Raw genomic sequence first — 17875 nt, 5'->3', positions numbered from 1 at the left:
CCTTAACCCGCCCACACGCACATGTCCAATGTTAGCGCAATCATTTCCCCGACCGTTCTGAAACGTCCGGATGAAAATCCGTGTTCAATCAAACTTCTGTCGGAATCGCAGTGTTGCAGAGGCGCGTGAAGCCAAAAAACGCTGAAATTGCAGGTTCCGCCAGAATTGAAATCGCCTTTTCCGAGCAGGCCAAGGAAAACAATCAATACCGCTACAAGCCGTCGAAACGTCAGGCAAGTCCCGGTCAGCCCCGTTTTATCAGGGGCCAGCCCCCAAGAGCGCCAAGGCACAGGCTCTTGCAGCTACCGCGCCTAGTTCAGCCGGTATTCACCTACGACATTCTGCCACTCGCCGGGGGCAATCATCTTGCGGTGGGTGAAGCGGACCGAATGCAGCGGCCCCTCGATCTCGCGCTGCCAGAATTCGATGAACTTGAACAGCTTGGGATGATCCGGCGCCAGGTCGTAGTCCTGCCAGATGAACGTGTTCAGGACATGGATATAGTCGGGCATGCGATAGAAGAATTCCGCCGTCGTCAGGCCGTACCCTTTCAGCATCAGTTCGGTTTCGGTTTGCTTCATTCAGACCTCCAATTTCTCAAAAGGTCTCTTCAGCCTAGCATGATTCTCATTCAAATTTCATTAAAACAACATGTTAAGAGATCCGAGCCCGAGATTCGCGTGGCATCTGCGCTGCTTGCTTGCACCTTATGTGCCGGGTCTGATAAGATGCATCCACAAGATATAGACCCAGCACAAAAAACGGGCAGTTTACGTGAGCGATACGCCAGAAATCCCCGAAAACATGGATGAAACCCCGCCCGAGCGCCCGGTTTACGACGGCCCGACGGTATCCATCGAATCCGAGATGCGTACGTCCTATCTGGACTATGCGATGTCGGTCATCGTGTCCCGTGCGATCCCCGATCTGCGCGACGGTTTGAAACCGGTGCATCGGCGCATCCTCTACGCGATGCACGAGACCGGGAACACCCATGACAAACCCTATCGCAAGTCGGCTCGTCCAGTGGGCGATGTGATGGGTAAGTACCACCCCCACGGTGACAGCGCGATCTATGACGCGTTGGTGCGGATGGCGCAGGATTTCTCAATGTCGCTGCCGCTGCTGGACGGCCAAGGCAACTTCGGCTCGATGGACGGCGACAACCCGGCGGCCATGCGCTACACCGAGGTCCGCATGGACAAGCCCGCCGCCGCCCTGCTGGCGGATATCGAGAAAGAGACGGTCGATTTCCAGGACAACTACGACGGCAAGGACAAGGAACCCACCGTCCTGCCCGCGCGGTTCCCGAACATGCTGGTCAACGGCGCCGGCGGCATCGCGGTGGGGATGGCGACGAACATCCCGCCGCACAACCTGGGCGAAGTGGTCGACGCGACGCTGGCGCTGATCGAAGACCCGGACCTGACCAGCGAACAGCTGATCGAGTACATCCCCGGCCCCGACTTCCCCACCGGCGGCGTGATGCTGGGCCGGTCCGGCGCGCGCAAGGCGTATCTGGAGGGCCGCGGCAGCGTCATCATCCGCGCCAAGACCCGCGTCGAGGAGTTGCGCAAGGATCGCTATGCCATCATCGTGGACGAGATCCCCTATCAGGTGAACAAGGCCTCGATGATCGAGAAAATCGCCGAAGCCGTGCGCGAAAAGCGCATCGAAGGTGTCAGCCATGTTCAGGACGAATCCGACCGCAACGGCGTGCGGGTGGTGGTCGAGCTGAAACGCGACGCAACGCCCGAGGTGGTGCTGAATCAGCTGTACCGGTTCACGCCGATGCAGACCTCGTTCGGCTGCAACATGCTGGCGCTGAACGGCGGCCGCCCCGAGCAGCTGACCCTGCGCCGTTTCCTGACCAGCTTCATCGACTTCCGCGAAGATGTCGTTGCCCGCCGCACCGCCTATGACCTGCGCAAGGCGCGGGAACGCAGTCATATCCTGTGTGGTCTGGCCGTGGCGGTCTCGAACGTGGACGAGGTCGTTGCCACGATCCGGTCCTCGGCCGATGCGGCCGAGGCGCGCGAAAAGCTGATGACCCGCCGCTGGCCCGCAGCCGAGATCGAGAGCTATCTGCGGCTGATCGACGATCCGCTGTCCAAGATGAACGACGACGGCACCTACAACCTGACCGAAGTTCAGGCCCGCGCCATCCTTGATCTACGCCTGCAACGCCTGACCCAGATCGGCGTCAAAGAGGTGACGGACGAGCTGGAAGACCTGGCCGCCAAGATCAAGGAATACCTGGATATCCTGTCCTCGCGCGAACGCATCATGGGCATCATCGCCGACGAATTGCGCGAAGTGAAAGAGAACTTTGCCGTTCCGCGCCGCACCGAGATCGTCGACTGGTCGGGCGACATGGAGGACGAAGACCTGATCGAACGCGAAGACATGGTCGTAACCGTGACTTCGGGTGGCTATATCAAGCGCACCCCGCTGGCCGATTTCCGCGCGCAAAAGCGCGGCGGCAAGGGGCTGTCGGGCATGCAGACCAAGGAAGAGGACGTGGTCACCACCCTCTTCGTGGCCAACACGCATACCCAGCTGTTGTTCTTCACTACCGACGGGATGGTCTACAAACTCAAGACCTGGCGCCTGCCCCAGTCGGGGCGCACCGGCAAGGGTAAGGCGATCGTCAACATCCTGCCGATTCCCACTGGCGTTTCGATTGCGGCGATCATGCCGGTCGACGTGCCGGATGAAGAATGGGAAAACCTCCAGATCGTCTTCGCCACCAGCGCCGGCGACGTGCGCCGCAACGCGCTGAGCGACTTCACCAACGTCAAGCGCAACGGCAAGATCGCGATGGACCTGCCCGAAGGCGTGGAACTGGTCAACGCGCGCATCTGCTCGGACGAGGACGATGTGATGCTGGTCACCAATTCCGGCCGGGCGATCCGTTTCCCCACGACCGACGTGCGGGTGTTCAAGGGGCGAAAATCGACCGGCGTGCGCGGCATCCGGCTGAACCCGGGCGACCGCGTGGTCTCAATGTCGGTGATCCGCCATTTCGAGGCCACCCCGGACGAGCGCGCCGCCTATCTGAAGATGCGTCGCCTGATGGCCGGCGTGACCGACGATACTGAGACCGACGAGGATGGCGGCAATGCTGACAGCATCCTGCCGCAGGAACGCTATGCCGAGATGTCGGCGGCCGAGAACCTGATCCTGACCATCACGGCCAAGGGATCGGGCAAGCTCAGCTCGTCGCATGACTATCCGGTGCGCGGCCGTGGCGGCATGGGCGTGATGGCGATGGACAAGGCGATGCGGGGCGGCCCGCTGGTGGCCTCGTTCCCGGTCGAAATCGACGACCAGATCATGCTGGCCACCTCCAAGGGGCAGTCGATCCGGGTCCCGGTCGACGGCATCTCGTTCCGGTCCCGCAGCGCCGGAGGGGTCAAGGTGTTCAACACCGGCAAGGGTGAAGAGGTCGTCAGTGTCGCCCGGATCGCCGATCAGGGTGATGACGAAGGCTCCGCAGAATGAACAACAAAGACCCGGCTCCAATCGGAGCCGGGTTTTTTGTCAACTAAGGTAGTTTTCAAAAAACACCAACGTCCGCTTCCAGGCGAGGGTCGCAGCCGCGTCGTCGTAGCGCGGCGTCGTGTCGTTGTGGAAGCCGTGGTTCACGTTCGGATAGAAATGGACGCTGAACTTTTTCTGATTGGCTTTCAAGGCCTCGGAATAGGCGGGCCAGCCTGCGTTGATCCTGTCATCCAAACCGGCGTAGTGGATCATCAGCGGTGCTTGAATCGCCGGAACATCCTCGGCCGGTGGTTGGCGACCATAGAAGGGAACCGACGCCGCCAAATCGGGATACGCAACAGCCAAAGCGTTGCACACGCCTCCGCCATAGCAGAACCCAACCGCCCCGACCTTTCCGGTTGATCCCGGGTGATCCCGCAAAAATTCGAACGCCGCAAAAAAATCCGACATCAGCTTTCCCGCATCCATCGACTTTTGCATCTCCCGCCCTTGTTCATCCGTACCGGGATAACCGCCCAAAGGCCTCAGCCCGTCGGGTGCGAAGGCAAGGAACCCGGATTTCCCAAGGCGGCGCGCAACATCTTCGATATAAGGATTGAGCCCGCGGTTTTCATGCACGACCAGCACCGCTGGCAATGGACCTTCCGCGGCGGAGGGGCGCACCATGAGCCCGCCTGTTCCCTCATGTCCGTCAGGGCTTTCGAATTCGACAATTGCGGTTTCGATATCGGGATCGTCCGGCGCAACCTGCTGCGCCCAGGCATAGTTGGGCTGCAACTGCTCCAGGATCATCGCTCCCGTGACCCCGGCGGCCGTGTACCGCCCGGCTTTCGCGATGAATTCCCGTTTTGTCATCTTGCCGTGAACATAACCGTCGAAGATCTCTAGGATTCGAGGGTCAAAATCACTGGCTTTCTTTCGGGCAGTTCCTGTCATTGGCTGGTCCTCCGCGATGGCAACGCCAATACCAGCTTAACCGTTCACCCCGGATCAAGAAACTTACAAGTCGTAGAGTTCGCCGAATTTCTCTTCGAGATAGTCCAGCAGTGGCTCGGGGCTCGGCTCCTGACCGCTGGCCCGCTGGATCACCTCGCGGGGTGCGTACAGACCGCCATGCTGCTGAACATGCTCGCGCAGCCAGCCGGTCGCAGCAGTGGTATCGCCCTGCGCCAGTTGATCATCCAGACCTGGAACTGCCGCCCGCAGGGATTGGTACAGACAGCCTGCGTACACATTGCCCAGCGAATAGGTCGGGAAGTAGCCAAACAGGCCGACCGACCAATGCACGTCCTGCAAGCACCCGTTCGACGGCTTGTCGACCGCATAGCCGAAATCAGCATGGAAGCGGTCGTTCCACGCGGCTTCGAGGTCCTGAACCTGCAGATCGCCCGACATCAAGGCGCGTTCCAGATCGAACCGCAGCATGACGTGCAAATTGTACTGAACTTCGTCCGCTTCAGTGCGGATGTATCCGTTGTGCACCCGGTTTACGGCGGCATAGAACGCATCTTCATCCGCGATGCCGAAATCACCGAAGGTGTCCGTCATCTGCCGGAACAACCAGCCAGTGAAGGCGCGCGAGCGGCCCAGCTGATTTTCATAGATGCGGCTCTGGCTTTCATGAACGCCCATCGACACGCCCTGGCCGAGCGGTGTCAGAGCGTAAGCCGGGTCGATGCCCTGCTCATAGCAGGCGTGCCCGACCTCGTGAATGGTCGAGTAGAAGCAGTTGAAAGGGTCGGTTTCGCTGGTACGGGTGGTGACGCGCACGTCGTCGCCGCTGCCCGAACAGAACGGGTGTACGGCCTTGTCCACCCGCCCCCGTTTCAGGTCGTACCCGAAAGTGACCGCCAGCTTTTGCGTCAGCTTCATCTGGGCCGCTTCGTCGAACGTTCCGGTCACGCCCGCAGGGGACGGCCGGTCCAGCACAGCCGCGCGCAACGCAACGAGACGCGGGCGCATGGCGTCGAAGATGTCGGCGATCTGGGCGGCTGTCGTGTACGGCTCATAGTCCTCGACCAGCGCATCATAAACATCGCCGCCCTGGGCCAGAGCCGCGCCTTCTTCGCGTTTCAGCGCCACGACCTCCTCGAGAACCGGCAGAAACGCGGGCACGTCCTCGTCGGCGCGGGCCTGTGCCCACTTGCCCTGCGCGGCCGAGGTCACGCGGGCGATGGCCGTGGCCAGATCAGCAGGCACTTTGATCGTGCGCTCGTAAGTGCGGCGGATTTCGCGCAGCTGCGCCTGGCCGACCTCGGTGTCGGCATGGGCGTTCTCCAGCCACTCGGCCACACGCGGATCCGAACGGCGCGCGTGCAGGACGGCTTCGATCGCAGCCATTTCCTCGGCACGCTGGTTGACGGCGCCACGCGGCATGACAGTCTCCTGATCCCAGCCCAGGCGGCCTGAAATCTGCGCCAGCGCCTCGGTCTCGCGCTGAAAGGCCATCAGGTCATTGAATGCACTCATTGGGTCAAGCTCCGCGCAGCGAGGTTGCGATGGGATAAGCGGTCAGGAACCGGGCGCGCAGGATCAGGGTCCAGACGATCACGGCCATGAACTGGTGGAAGATGGCGATCTGCCAGGGCGCGCCGTAGACCACGGTGAGGATGCCCACGACCACCTGCAGCGAAAGCGCCGCGAACATGGCGTTGAAGGCGAACCGAGTCTGCGGGTGGGCGCTGCTGCTGCCGCGCCGCCAGACGAAAATGGCGAAGGCGAACAGCGCATAGCCTACGCAGCGGTGGATGAACTGCACCAGTCCCGGACTTTCGAAGAAATTGCGCCACAGCGGTTCGAGCGCGGTGGCGTCCGGCGGCAGCAGTTGCCCGCCGATCAGCGGCCAGTCGGTATAGGACCGGCCGGCGTCGATGCCAGCCACCAATGCGCCGATCAGGATCTGCAGAAAGGCAAAGTGCAGCAGCGCGGTCGACAGGGAGGACAGCCGCGCCTCTTTCGCGCGGCGGGCTTGCATCAGGTCGCGTTCCTCGCGCCCCAGCATGAAGATGTACCAGGCCAGAAAGCCCAGGATCACGAACGCAAGGCCAAGATGGGTGGCCAGACGATAACTGGCAACCGCGGTCATCCCCTCGCCCTGCGTCACACCCGAGGCCACCATCCACCAACCGACAGCGCCTTGAACGCCGCCCAGCAGTCCCGGGATCACAAGGCGCCCGGTCCAGCCTGCGGGGATCTTGCGCAGCACCAGAAAGCCAAAGAAGCCAAGCGCCCAGACAAGACCGATCACCCGGCCCAGCTGCCGGTGGCCCCATTCCCACCAGTAGATGGTCTTGAAGTCATCCAGCTCCATCCACTGGTTCATGATCCGCCACTGGTCGATCTGTTTGTACTTGTCGAACTCGGCCTGCCAGTCCGCCTCGGACATCGGCGGGATCGCCCCAGTGACTGGGCGCCATTCGGTGATCGACAGGCCGCTGTCGGTCAGGCGGGTCAACCCGCCCACTGCGATCATCACGACGACAAGTGCGAACAGGATCATAAGCCAAGTACGGATGGCCTTGCGCGCGCCACCCCGGCCGCGGTCGATCATGCCGGGCTGGACCGTTTCCTGCTTTTGTTCACCCGAGACTTCTTCGAAGATGCTGCGCTTGCCGCTCATGCCGTCCTCATGTCCTTGATTTTCCCGCAAGCTAGGGCCAGTGCCCGGGAAGGTCCAGCCTCAGCCCTTGTCCTTCCAGCGGACCATCTGACGCATGATCCCGTGCAGCATCTGCACATCGGCCCGCGTCATGCGCATGCGCGACCACAGGTTGCGCAGGTTCACCTTCATCCCTTCGGCTTTTTCCGGCGGGTAGAAGAACCCGGCCTCCTCCAGCCGCTGCTCGTAATGCTCGGCCAGTTTCTCGACCTCGATGCCGGTGGCCCAGTCGCCTTTGCCCAGATCGGTGGCCTCGTGCACCACGTCGCCGGTCTGGCGCATCCACTCATAGGCGGTCAGCAACACGCACTGCCCCAGGTTCAGCGAGGCATATTCGGGGTTCACAGGCACCGAGATGATCGCATTGGCCTTGGCGATGTCTTCATTCTCCAAACCGGCCCGCTCAGGCCCGAACAGCACGGCCACCTTTTCGCCCGCCGCCACCTTCTGGGCCGCGATCTGCATGGCGCGCTCGGGGCTGTAGACGGGCTTGGTCAGGCCGCGCTGACGGGCGGTGGTGGCAAACACAAATGTGCGGTCGCCCAAAGCGCCGGCCAGATCGTCGAACAGCTGCGCCTCGTCCAGCAGCCGCCCGGCACCGCTCGACATGGCCACGGCTTTGGGGTTGGGCCAGCCGTCGCGCGGGGCAACGATGCGCATCCGGTCCAGGCCGAAATTCCACATCGCCCGGGCCGCGGCGCCGATGTTTTCGCCCATCTGCGGGCGCACAAGCACGAATGAGGGCTGGGGTCTGTCGCTAGGCATCCTGATCTCCGAAAGTTGCGCCTGCCATACTGCCGCCTTTGCCACAGGGCAAGCCCGGCCGCCCTGCCCGATTGCAAATCGGCCGGTCTGCGGGCAATAAAGTTTGCTTCCCCGCCGCAATCGGCTAAACCGCGCCAAAGACCAACCGCGAAGGATCCGCCAATGGACACCCCCGAGCAGCCTCAGATCTATCTGATCACCCCGCCGACCATCGACCCGGCCACCTTCCCCGACCGGCTGGCCCGCGTTCTGGACGGGACCGAGATCGCCTGCATCCGGCTGGCGCTGGCCGGCAGCGACGAGGACGCCATCGCCCGCGCGGCCGACGCCTGCCGCGAGGTGGCCCATGCGCGCGACGTGGCGCTGGTGATCTCGAACCATGTCCTGCTGGCGCAACGGCTGGGGCTGGACGGGGTGCATCTGGACGATGCGGCCCGCTCGGTCCGGGCCGCGCGCAAGGAGTTGGGGGCGGATGCCATCGTAGGCAGCTTCTGCGGAACCTCGCGCCATGACGGGATGACCGCGGGCGAAGCCGGGGCCGACTATGTGGCCTTCGGACCCGTGGGAGATATGTCTCTGGGCAAAGGAGCCCGCGCGGAACGCGACCTGTTCCAATGGTGGTCCGAGATGATCGAGGTTCCGGTGGTCGCCGAAGGCGGCTTGGCGCCCGAATTGGTGGCTGACCTCGCGCCCTGCACCGATTTTTTCGGGGTCGGTGACGAGATCTGGGGCGACGACGACCCGCTGCGCGCGCTCGACACCCTGCTGGCGCCGATGCGCTAAAGCGGCAGGACCGGCAGCGCGACCCAGTAGAGACCCAGACCCGCCAGCATCAGCGATGCGACGGTCGAAATGCGTCCCCGCAACCGGGGTACATCGGGCAGCAACACGGTCACTGCGGCATATGCAAGTCCGGCGACACCCGCGATTCCCAGCAAGACCCCGCCCGAATAGCCCAGCAGGGCCGGCACGACGTGAAGGGGTGGAACCCCCAACCGGATCAGTTCGTGCGACAGGCCCAAGCCAAGTATCGCGCCGGTCAGGAAAACCGCCCCCAACCGCAACGCACCGGCCCGCGACCCGATCAGATTCCATGTCGCCAGAATGACGATGGCCCCGGCGACCGCCAGCCAATACGCCTCGTCCCCGAACCGAAGCAGGCGGGACAATCCCAGCGGCTGCGCCAGCAGAACACCCAGCGCCAGGGCGGCGAATTGCGCCAGAAGGGGGCGCACCCGCAGGTTTAGAAAAACCAGCACCAAGGCCAATGCCAGAAGCTGCCCCTTATCTTGCCAAATCCGTGCCACGCCTTGCCGAAAGAAGGTCTCGGCAGTCTGTCGTGGCCCCATCCCTGCTCCGCCGCGCAAGGGAATGGCGGGGCTGGTCTCGCCCCCCTCCAGCAACCCGGTATAGGGTGCGTCGACGCCCGTCTGCCTGAGAACTACCGGGCCGAACCCGGCAGGCCAGGTCAGGCGCACCTCGGTCGCCCCGGGCGGCAATGTACCGACCAGCAACACCCGAGACAGCCTGGGTTTGTCGGAATCGCCCACCACAGGAATACGCGCACCCTCGTAGGACAGTTCGACCGGGCCGTTCGCATCGATCGTCAGAGCGTTTTTCCACACCGCCACACGCGCGTGCAGCAAAGGTTCCAATTCCGAGGAAGGCAAGCGGCGTAACCGTGCATAGTCGGCGCTGCCGCCCCCCTGCGCCACGGTCTGCGGGTCAAGCCCGGCCAGCAACGCCTCGGCATTCAGGATGATTTCCACAAGCACCCGGTCGCCTTTGACCTGAAACTCCACGACGGACCGGCCTGCGCCTTGCGCCGCAACCGGCCCGGCCAGAACAAGAAAAGCACAAAGGTAACGGATAGGCCGAAAATGGTGCCAAAGAACCGCCAGCAAGCGAATGATCAAAACCATCCCGAAGGATCCAGAAATAAATCTAAGCACTGGCCCCGAGTGTTTCCGGGATACAGGCGTTTGACAAGCCCGATTGGTCAGGGCGGCCCGTTTCCGCACCCTTCCGGCTTGCGCCCATGGCGACCCTGCGGCATGACGAGGACATGACTCGGAATTCTGACATCCTGTGTATCGGGTCCGTCCTGTGGGACGTGATCGGACGATCCGCCAGCCACATGCGGCAGGGTTCGGATGTGCCCGGCCGCATCACGCGCCTGCCCGGTGGCGTGGCGATGAACATCGCCATGACGCTTGTGCGCTTCGGCATGACACCGACCCTTTTGACCGCCATCGGCAGCGACCCCGAGGGCGACGAGCTGGTTCACGCCTGCAAGCGGCTGGGCATGGACACGACCCATGTCTACCGCTCGCAAGACCTGCCCACCGACCGTTACATGGCGGTCGAAGGCGCAAACGGCCTGATCGCCGCTATCGCCGACGCCCATTCTCTCGAGGCTGCCGGTGCCAAGATCCTGCGCCCGCTGATCCATGGCCCGCTGGGGTATGAAAACACCCCGTTCGAGGGCCAGATCGCGCTGGACGGCAACCTGACGCTGGACCTTCTGGAAGAAATCGCCGTCAGCCCGGCCTTCGCCCGTGCCGACCTGCGCGTGGCCCCGGCGTCGCCCGGCAAGGCCGAGCGGCTGCTGCCTTTCCTCAAGCACGGCCGGGCCACGCTGTATGTGAACCTCGAGGAAGCCGGGCTGCTGTGCCAGCGCGAGTTCGACGATTCCGAAACCGCCGCCCGCGCGCTGCTGGACAGGGGCGCGCTGCGTGCGCTGGTGACCGACGGGGGCAACTCGGCCACCGTGGCCAGTGCCGAAGCGGTGATCACCCAGAAACCCCCGTCGGTTCTGGTCACGCGCGTGACCGGCGCAGGCGACACGTTCATGGCGGCCCATATCGCCGCCGAAGCCAATGGCGCGAGGATCGACGAGGCGCTGACCCGCGCCTTGCATGCCGCCGCAACCTATGTATCCGGAGAGACCCCCCTGTGATCGACATCCAGTATTCCGCCGAAGTGCGCGCGGCCAAGGACGACGAAACCCCCATCGTTGCCCTGGAAAGCACCATCATCACCCACGGCATGCCCTACCCGCAGAACATCGAGGTGGCGGCCCAGGTCGAGCAGGACATCCGCGACGCGGGTGCCGTTCCTGCCACGATCGCAGTGATTGACGGCCGGCTGCATGTGGGGCTGGAACCCGATCAGCTGAAGGATCTGGGACAGGCGCAGGGTGTGGCCAAGATCTCGCGCGCGGACATGGCGGCCTGCATCGCTTCGGGCGGCACCGGGGCCACCACCGTGGCCGCCACGATGATCGCCGCCCATTTTGCGGGGATCGAGGTCTTTGCCACCGGCGGCATCGGCGGGGTGCACCGTGGTGCGGAAACCAGCTTTGACATCTCGGCCGACCTGCACGAACTGGCGCAGACCCCGGTCACGGTCGTGGCCGCCGGGGCCAAGGCGATCCTTGATCTGGCTAAAACGCTCGAGGTACTGGAAACGCTGGGCGTGCCGGTCATCGCCCATGGGCAGGATGAATTCCCGGCTTTTTGGTCGGCCAAGTCGCCCTTTGCCGCGCCCCTGCGGATGGATACGGCCGAGCAGATCGCCAAGGCCCATGCGACGCGCCGCGCGCTGGGTCTGCCCGGCGGGCAACTGGTGGCTAACCCGATCCCGCAGGCCGATCAGATCCCATCCGAGGAACTGGACCCGATTATCGCCTCGGCGCAGCAGGACGCTGAAGCACACCGCATCACCGGCAAAGCCGTCACGCCCTATCTGCTGCAGCGCATCTACGAGCGGACCGAGGGCCGATCCCTGATCGCCAACATCGCCCTGGTGCGCAACAATGCGCGCCTTGCGGCTGGCATCGCCAAGGCTTTGAAGGTTCAGGCGGACTGAACGCCAATCGGACCTATTGTACCAAGGCGCCGGACTGATTAACTAATCCGGCAAACCGCTCGGAACCGCGATGAACACACCGTTTGATGAAGAACCCCACCGCCGCCCCGGCCTGCTGTCGCGGCTACGCGCGTCGTTTCTGACGGGTATCGTCGTCATCGCACCAGTCTGGCTGACGCTGTGGTTGATCCTGTCGGTGGTCGGCTGGATCGACAGCGCGGTTCTGCCCCTGATCCCGCACCAGTTCCGCCCTGAACAATATGTAGGCATCAACCTGCGCGGTGTAGGCGTACTGTTCTTCCTGATCTTCACGGTTCTGGTCGGCTGGATCGCCAAAGGTATTTTGGGTCGGTCACTGATCCATTTTGCCGAAAGCCTGGTCAACCGGATGCCCGTCGTCCGGTCGATCTATTCCGGGATCAAGCAGATCTCGGAAACCGTCTTTGCCCAGACCGAGCGGTCATTCGAGAAGGCCTGCCTGGTGCAGTATCCCCGCCGGGGCATCTGGGCCATCGGCTTCGTCTCGACCGAGGCCAAGGGCGAGATCAACAAACGCGCCGAAACCGGCGGCGGCCTGCTGAGCGTGTTCATCCCGACCACGCCGAACCCGACTTCGGGTTTTCTGCTGTTCTTCCCCGAGGAAGACGTGATCCTGCTGGACATGACGATCGAGGATGCCGCCAAGCTGGTGATCTCGGCCGGGTTGGTCTATCCGAACCAGAAAGACCCCACACAGCCGCCCGAGTGATCAGCCGAACATCGCGGGCAGATCGACGGTGCTGCGTGCACCCAGATCGGGTTCGTGATCAGCCAGAAACCGGTCGGCCGCGGCCCGTCCCGCCTGTTTCAGGCTGTGCAGAACCACCGGGTTTGGCACCGTCTTTGTCGCAACCGACAGGCTGTTCATCAGGGCGTCATCGGCAATCATGTGCACGAAGACACGGCTCATCTCGCCCGCTTTCAACTTGCCCTCGGCCAGCAGGCGCTGCACGAAGTTGATCGCCCGCAATTCGCGCAGAAGGGACGAGTTGAAGCTGATCTCGTTGATCCGGTTCTGGATCTGCTGCGGGGTCTTCGGAACCTCGTCGCGCTCCAGCGGGTTGATGTTCACGATCACCACATCCTTGGGCAGACCCGCGTTGAACAGAGGGAACAGCGCCGGGTTGCCGGTATAGCCGCCATCCCAATAGGCTTCGGTCCGGCCGCTTTCGGGGTCGTAAATTTCAACGGCCTGGAAAAGGTTCGGCAGGCAGGCCGAGGCGAGGATCGCTTCGGTCGTCACCTCATCGCCCGTGAACACCCGGATCTTGCCGCTGCGCACGCAGGTGGCGCAGACGAACAGACGCGGCCCCTGATCGGCGCAGACCTCGCCAAAATCAAAGGCCTCGACCACTGGGGCCAGCGGATTGCGGTAGAACGGCCCATAGGCATAGGGCGACACCATCCGCGACCAGGTATCGGCCACCGCGAACGGCACGGAATACTCCATCGCCTGCGCGATCTGGGCGGGCTCCATCCCGGCCAGCCAGTTGGCGATGCGCATGTCGCCCACCGCGCCCATCCGCTCCCATAGGGCGTTCAGGGTCTCGCGCGCGCCATCGCGACCGGCATGAACAATGCCGGCCTTGAACGCAGCCCCGTTCAGCGCCCCGGCCGAGGTTCCGGTGATCGCCGCAACCTCGATGTCTTCGTCGTCCAGCAGACGGTCCAGCACGCCCCAAGTAAAGGCGCCATGCGCGCCGCCACCCTGCAGGGCGAGGTTGATGCGCTTTACCATTTCCGCCGGCCCCAGCGCGCGCCGCGGATCACAGCGCGGTCCAGCCGCCGTCGACCGAGATCGTGGTGCCGGTGATTTGGGCCGCCGCGTCCGAGCACAGGAACACGGTGGTTCCACCAAGTTGTTCGACGGTCGCGAACTCTTTCGAGGGTTGCCGTTCGAGCATGACGTTCTTGATTACGTCCTCGCGGCTCATGTTGTATTCCTTCATCGTGTCGGGGATCTGCGCCTCGACCAGCGGCGTCAGCACATAGCCCGGACAGATGGCGTTGCAGGTGATCGGCTCCTGCGCGGTTTCAAGCGCAACGGTCTTGGTCATGCCCACGACCCCATGCTTGGCCGCCACATAAGCCGCCTTGTAGGGCGACGCCGTCAGCCCATGCGCCGAGGCGATGTTGACGATCCGCCCCCACCCGGCCTTGCGCATCATCGGCAGCGCCGCCGCCGTCGTGTGAAAGGCCGAGTTCATGTTGATGGCGATGATCGCGTCCCATTTCTCGACCGGAAACTGGTCGATCGGTGCCACGTGCTGAATGCCTGCGTTGTTGACCAGTATATCGCAGGCTCCGGCCTGTTCGACCAACGCCCGGCATTCCTCGCCCTTGGACATGTCGGCCTTAATGTAGCGCGCCGTGGTTCCGGTTTCCTTGCTGATCTCGGCGGCCAGTGCGTGATCTTCATCGCGGTCGGTGAACGAGTTCAGAACCACGTCGGCCCCCGCCTTGGCCAATTCGCGCGCGATGCCCAACCCGATGCCCGAATTCGATCCGGTAATGATTGCAGTTTTTCCCGACAGGTTCATTTGGGGTCTCCCACAGATTCATGATTTGGAGACACAGTGCCATGCTGCACCTGCAAAATAAACGGGGAAAGACCCGTTTGCGGATACGGTCGATCTATGGGCGGGAAACTCGGAGCTCGAGGCAGAAAAAAACGCCCGCACGAAGCGGGCGTTAAGTTATTGAGGCAGGTTTCATACAGGCAAGAAACCTATCGAGCAGTGCAACCTTTATAAGCAATTCCGCGCCGTCATCCAAGCTAAAAGTTTGAAAATAAGAAAAATCATCGGTACGGTGAATCCCAACAAAATAAGGCCAGAGCAGGATTGTTTCCAAAATGAGCCCCGATTTTCTTCGCCCGCTTCGCCCTGTGATCGCGGGAATCACCGCCGCGCTTTCCGTGACGTCAGCGCTCGCAGATTCGGCCCATGGCATAGCTATGTATGGCGACCCTGCCCTACCACCGGATTTTGTGTCTCTGCCCTATGCCAACCCGGATGCGCCCAAGGGCGGCAAGGTCGTGTTCGGCAACACCGGCGGCTTTAACAGTTTGAACCCGTTCGTGCAAAAAGGCACCGCCCCCTGGCAGCTGAGATTTTGGACGCACGAGGGGTTGATGGGCCGGTCCTGGGACGAACCATTCACACTTTACGGGCTTCTGGCCGAATCAATCGACACCGCGCCCGACCGATCTTGGGTCGAATTCACCCTGCGCGAGAATGCCCGATTCTCGGACGGATCCCCGGTCACGGTCGAGGACGTGATCTGGTCCTACGAGACGCTCGGCACCCAGGGGCACCTGCGCTATCGCGGTCTTTGGTCCAAGATCGACAGCATCGACCAGACCGGGCCGCGCTCGGTGCGGATCACCTTCAACGAGCCCGACCGCGAGTTGGCCCTGATCGCGGGCCTGCGTCCGATCCTGAAAAAGGCCCAGTGGGAGGGCAAGGATTTCGCCGAGGCACCCCTGCAGGACATTCCCATCGGCACCGGCCCTTACGTGATCGACGACTACGAAGCCGGGCGTTTCGTGAATTTCAAGCGCAACCCCGACTATTGGGGCAAGGATGTCCCTTTCCGGCGCGGCACGATGAATTTCGACGAGATGCGGATCGAATTCTACGGCGATCAGACCGTTCTGTTCGAGGCTTTCAAGGCCGGCAAGTTGTCGGCCATCCGCGAATTCAACGCCGACAAATGGACCACGCAGTACGATTTCCCTGCCGTCCAGCGGGGCGACATCGTCACAACCGAGATCCCGCACAAGAAACCGTCGGGGATGACCGGGCTGGTCATGAATACCCGACGCGCGCCGTTCGACGACTGGCGCGTGCGCGAGGCGCTGATCCTCGCCTTCAACTTCGAATACATCAACGGCACCTTCACCGGCGGGGCACAGCCGCGGATCACCTCGTATTTCTCGGGGTCCGACCTGGCCATGCAGCCCGGGCCGGCCAAAGGGCGCGTGGCCGAGTTGTTGCAGCCCTATGCCGATGATCTGCCCCCCGGTGCGCTGGAAGGGTATGATCTGCCCAAGGGCGACGCCTCGGTCCGCAACCGAAGTGACATCCGCAAGGCGGCCGACCTGCTGGAACAGGCCGGCTGGACCATCCAGGACGGGGTGCTCCGCAACGCCGAAGGCCAGCCGTTCAAGGTGAACCTGATCATCAGCCAAGGCGGCCTGAACGTGGTGCAGAACGTCGACGCCATCGCCGAGATCTATGCCCGAGCGCTGGAACGGCTGGGGATCGAGCTGACCGTCGACAAGGTGGATGACGCCCAATACACCCAACGCATTTCCGAGTTGGATTTCGACATGACCCCGTTTCGCCGCGCGCTGTCGCTGTCGCCGGGCAATGAACAGCGCCTGTACTGGGGCAGCGAAGGCGCCGACACGCCGGGCACACGCAACCTGATGGGCGTAGCCTCGCCCGCCGTCGACGGGCTAATTGACGCGATGCTGGCCTCGGAGAGCCGCGAGGATTTCGTGGCCGCCACCCGCGCGCTGGACCGGGTTCTGACGGCGGGCCGCTACGTCATTCCGATCTGGAGCTTTGACGTGGGCCGTATCGCCCATGTCAGGCAGATGCGGCACCCTGAAATTCTGCCGATCTATGGCGACGGCCCGCAATTCATGCCCGACGTCTGGTGGTACGAGGACTGACTCACGGCCCGCAGGGGCGGTTGACCCTGCGGGCGGATTCAGACTTGAGTGCGCCAGCGGAAGATCGGCGAAAAACGGCACATCGCCCAACCACAAGATAATGACCCGGCCCGGGCACGTCCGACCGCATACCGGGTTGGACGGCAGATCAAGCGGCTGCGATCGAACGCACCCCCAAATATTGGAACAGCTTGCACGAAAGCCCGGTTAGTTATCGCAGCTTCTTTTAGGAAAATGCACGACATGAAAAGAGTTTGCAGGCGCGGGCCGACGATTGAGGCCGATCGTTTCAGACGGGGTCGATGCCGTGCCCAAGCTCCGTTGTCCTGCTCACGCCCGGCTGTACACAGCGCGAGACGAACTGCGACATTTTGTCATGTCTTACATAGCATCACCTCCTCCTTACGCTGATCTGGGGAAGAGCAGTCCTGAAACCCGAACCGCGGGAGGCTCACAGATGTTGAACTGGACTGATTTGACACAAGACTGGAGCGCGACCTATGCCCGCGCCAAGCGCCGTTTTCCGAACCTGCGCGACCAGGATATGGCGCGCGTCAGGGCCGACAGAAAACGGTTCGAGGCCTATCTGGCCGAACGTCATCACCTGACGATGACCGAGGCCCATGAAGAAGTCGAAGACTTCCTGTTCACCGAAGGACTGAACCGCGAGCTGGCCCGCAGCTAGGCCAGCGACGTGACCCACAGGATGGTCGCGTCTTCCTCGCTGACCGAGATCACGTTGTGACCCATGCTGCCGTCGTAATAGGCGCTGTCGCCCCGGCGCATTTCGACTGGCTCGTAGAACTCGGTATACAGGCGGATTACGCCGGTGAGCACATACAGGAACTCTTCGCCGTCGTGACGCACCCAGCCATCGAACTCGTCCATCGACCGCGCCCGCACGCGCGCACGATAGGGCAGCATCTGCTTTTTCGTCAGCGTCTCGGCCAGCAGCTCGTGTTCATAGGTCGTGGTGGCATGGGCGGTGCCCTGCCCGTTTCGCGTCACCGCCATGCGGCCGATGACCTGATCGCGCTCGGGCGGGGTGAACAGCTGCGGCACCGAAATCTCAAGTCCTGTCGCCAGCTTTTTCAGCGCATCATAGGTGGGCGACATCTGGCCGTTTTCGATCTTGGACAGGGTCGAGCGCGCCAGCCCGGCCTGATTGGCCGCCTGTTCCAGCGTCCAGTTGCGCGCCTTGCGCAGCTCGCGCACGCGTGCGCCCAGATCGACCGGCTCGGGCTCGGACTGGGTGCCGTTGTCGCGGGCGATGCGTACGATGGATTTGTGGTCTTTGCTCGTCATGCGTCATTCTATAGGGCCAGCGCCGCGCGCTTGCAACGCGTGACAAAGGGCAA

16 protein-coding genes are annotated in these 17875 nt (G+C 62.9%); 7 read left to right on the top strand and 9 right to left on the bottom strand.

Annotated elements, in window-relative coordinates; translation table 11 throughout:
* Window positions 1–311 precede the first annotated feature (311 nt).
* The gene (locus AC2FM3_RS00410; RefSeq protein ID WP_149774447.1) at window positions 312–581 is read right to left on the bottom strand and encodes an usg protein; all 270 of its coding nucleotides are present in this window, start codon (window positions 579–581) and stop codon (window positions 312–314) included.
* 223 nt (window positions 582–804) lie between these two features.
* Here AC2FM3_RS00410 and gyrA point away from each other — a divergent pair, with 223 nt between their 5' ends.
* The gene (gene gyrA / locus AC2FM3_RS00405; RefSeq protein WP_496678358.1) at window positions 805–3504 is read left to right on the top strand and encodes a DNA gyrase subunit A; all 2700 of its coding nucleotides are present in this window, start codon (window positions 805–807) and stop codon (window positions 3502–3504) included.
* A gap of 39 nt (window positions 3505–3543) precedes the next feature.
* Here the strand turns inward: gyrA and yghX are convergent, their stop codons facing one another.
* The 4 genes from yghX to AC2FM3_RS00385 form a co-directional block, all read right to left on the bottom strand.
* Entirely contained in the window at window positions 3544–4440 is an 897-nt protein-coding gene (gene yghX, locus AC2FM3_RS00400; RefSeq protein WP_496678152.1) for a YghX family hydrolase, read from the bottom strand.
* 63 nt (window positions 4441–4503) lie between these two features.
* Window positions 4504–5973, bottom strand: coding sequence for a carboxypeptidase M32 (locus tag AC2FM3_RS00395; RefSeq protein WP_496678150.1), 1470 nt, complete (start codon window positions 5971–5973; stop codon window positions 4504–4506).
* A 4-nt stretch (window positions 5974–5977) separates the two neighbouring features.
* Window positions 5978–7123: a heme A synthase gene (gene ctaA, locus AC2FM3_RS00390; RefSeq protein WP_496678148.1), complete on the bottom strand. Its 1146-nt coding sequence runs from the start codon at window positions 7121–7123 to the stop codon at window positions 5978–5980.
* 60 nt (window positions 7124–7183) lie between these two features.
* Window positions 7184–7927, bottom strand: coding sequence for an RNA methyltransferase (locus AC2FM3_RS00385; RefSeq protein WP_496678147.1), 744 nt, complete (start codon window positions 7925–7927; stop codon window positions 7184–7186).
* A 162-nt stretch (window positions 7928–8089) separates the two neighbouring features.
* Between AC2FM3_RS00385 and AC2FM3_RS00380 the strand changes: the two genes are divergently transcribed.
* Window positions 8090–8710, top strand: coding sequence for a thiamine phosphate synthase (locus AC2FM3_RS00380; protein ID WP_496678145.1), 621 nt, complete (start codon window positions 8090–8092; stop codon window positions 8708–8710).
* Here AC2FM3_RS00380 and AC2FM3_RS00375 read toward each other — a convergent pair.
* Window positions 8707–9849 (bottom strand): HupE/UreJ family protein, encoded by a 1143-nt coding sequence (locus AC2FM3_RS00375; RefSeq protein WP_496678144.1) that lies wholly within the window; start codon window positions 9847–9849, stop codon window positions 8707–8709. The genes AC2FM3_RS00380 and AC2FM3_RS00375 overlap by 4 nt on opposite strands.
* A 143-nt stretch (window positions 9850–9992) precedes the next feature.
* Between AC2FM3_RS00375 and AC2FM3_RS00370 the strand changes: the two genes are divergently transcribed.
* From AC2FM3_RS00370 to AC2FM3_RS00360, 3 genes are all read left to right on the top strand, one after another.
* Window positions 9993–10886 carry a PfkB family carbohydrate kinase gene (locus AC2FM3_RS00370; protein WP_496678357.1) on the top strand — a complete coding sequence of 298 codons (894 nt, stop codon included), beginning with the start codon at window positions 9993–9995 and terminating at the stop codon, window positions 10884–10886.
* Window positions 10883–11797, top strand: coding sequence for a pseudouridine-5'-phosphate glycosidase (locus tag AC2FM3_RS00365; protein WP_496678142.1), 915 nt, complete (start codon window positions 10883–10885; stop codon window positions 11795–11797). Before AC2FM3_RS00370 ends, AC2FM3_RS00365 begins: the two co-directional genes overlap by 4 nt.
* A gap of 70 nt (window positions 11798–11867) precedes the next feature.
* On the top strand, window positions 11868–12545 hold the full coding sequence (locus AC2FM3_RS00360; RefSeq protein WP_149774457.1) for a DUF502 domain-containing protein: 678 nt from the start codon (window positions 11868–11870) through the stop codon (window positions 12543–12545).
* Here the strand turns inward: AC2FM3_RS00360 and AC2FM3_RS00355 are convergent, their stop codons facing one another.
* Both AC2FM3_RS00355 and AC2FM3_RS00350 read right to left on the bottom strand, forming a co-directional pair.
* Entirely contained in the window at window positions 12546–13574 is a 1029-nt protein-coding gene (locus AC2FM3_RS00355) for a patatin-like phospholipase family protein (RefSeq protein WP_496678139.1), read from the bottom strand.
* Window positions 13575–13602: 28 nt separating this feature from the next.
* Entirely contained in the window at window positions 13603–14376 is a 774-nt protein-coding gene (locus AC2FM3_RS00350; RefSeq protein WP_496678138.1) for a 3-hydroxybutyrate dehydrogenase, read from the bottom strand.
* A 314-nt stretch (window positions 14377–14690) separates the two neighbouring features.
* On the opposite strand from AC2FM3_RS00350, the gene AC2FM3_RS00345 reads away from it, so the two are divergent.
* Together AC2FM3_RS00345 and AC2FM3_RS00340 are read left to right on the top strand one after the other, a co-directional pair.
* Window positions 14691–16517, top strand: a complete 1827-nt coding sequence (locus tag AC2FM3_RS00345) for an extracellular solute-binding protein (RefSeq protein ID WP_496678135.1) — start codon at window positions 14691–14693, stop codon at window positions 16515–16517.
* Window positions 16518–16974: 457 nt separating this feature from the next.
* Window positions 16975–17202, top strand: a complete 228-nt coding sequence (locus AC2FM3_RS00340; protein WP_496678133.1) for a hypothetical protein — start codon at window positions 16975–16977, stop codon at window positions 17200–17202.
* Here the strand turns inward: AC2FM3_RS00340 and AC2FM3_RS00335 are convergent.
* Window positions 17199–17822 carry a helix-turn-helix domain-containing protein gene (locus AC2FM3_RS00335; protein ID WP_496678132.1) on the bottom strand — a complete coding sequence of 208 codons (624 nt, stop codon included), beginning with the start codon at window positions 17820–17822 and terminating at the stop codon, window positions 17199–17201. The genes AC2FM3_RS00340 and AC2FM3_RS00335 overlap by 4 nt on opposite strands.
* Window positions 17823–17875: the final 53 nt, after the last annotated feature.

This window comes from Ruegeria sp. BHSB172, from assembly GCF_059613165.1.
This window is presented reverse-complemented; position numbering and strand designations above follow the sequence as displayed.

Excerpts from the sequence above, each read along its gene's own strand:
- AC2FM3_RS00380 (WP_496678145.1), top strand. The coding sequence starts at position 8,090 with ATGGACACCCCCGAGCAGCCTCAGATCTATCTGATCACCCCGCCGACC.
- AC2FM3_RS00375 (WP_496678144.1), bottom strand. The coding sequence starts at position 9,849 with ATGGTTTTGATCATTCGCTTGCTGGCGGTTCTTTGGCACCATTTTCGG.
- AC2FM3_RS00410 (WP_149774447.1), bottom strand. The coding sequence starts at position 581 with ATGAAGCAAACCGAAACCGAACTGATGCTGAAAGGGTACGGCCTGACG.
- ctaA (WP_496678148.1), bottom strand. The coding sequence starts at position 7,123 with ATGAGCGGCAAGCGCAGCATCTTCGAAGAAGTCTCGGGTGAACAAAAG.
- AC2FM3_RS00340 (WP_496678133.1), top strand. The coding sequence starts at position 16,975 with ATGTTGAACTGGACTGATTTGACACAAGACTGGAGCGCGACCTATGCC.
- AC2FM3_RS00355 (WP_496678139.1), bottom strand. The coding sequence starts at position 13,574 with ATGGTAAAGCGCATCAACCTCGCCCTGCAGGGTGGCGGCGCGCATGGC.
- AC2FM3_RS00395 (WP_496678150.1), bottom strand. The coding sequence starts at position 5,973 with ATGAGTGCATTCAATGACCTGATGGCCTTTCAGCGCGAGACCGAGGCG.
- AC2FM3_RS00360 (WP_149774457.1), top strand. The coding sequence starts at position 11,868 with ATGAACACACCGTTTGATGAAGAACCCCACCGCCGCCCCGGCCTGCTG.
- AC2FM3_RS00350 (WP_496678138.1), bottom strand. The coding sequence starts at position 14,376 with ATGAACCTGTCGGGAAAAACTGCAATCATTACCGGATCGAATTCGGGC.
- AC2FM3_RS00370 (WP_496678357.1), top strand. The coding sequence starts at position 9,993 with ATGACTCGGAATTCTGACATCCTGTGTATCGGGTCCGTCCTGTGGGAC.
- AC2FM3_RS00335 (WP_496678132.1), bottom strand. The coding sequence starts at position 17,822 with ATGACGAGCAAAGACCACAAATCCATCGTACGCATCGCCCGCGACAAC.
- AC2FM3_RS00345 (WP_496678135.1), top strand. The coding sequence starts at position 14,691 with ATGAGCCCCGATTTTCTTCGCCCGCTTCGCCCTGTGATCGCGGGAATC.
- gyrA (WP_496678358.1), top strand. The coding sequence starts at position 805 with ATGGATGAAACCCCGCCCGAGCGCCCGGTTTACGACGGCCCGACGGTA.
- yghX (WP_496678152.1), bottom strand. The coding sequence starts at position 4,440 with ATGACAGGAACTGCCCGAAAGAAAGCCAGTGATTTTGACCCTCGAATC.
- AC2FM3_RS00385 (WP_496678147.1), bottom strand. The coding sequence starts at position 7,927 with ATGCCTAGCGACAGACCCCAGCCCTCATTCGTGCTTGTGCGCCCGCAG.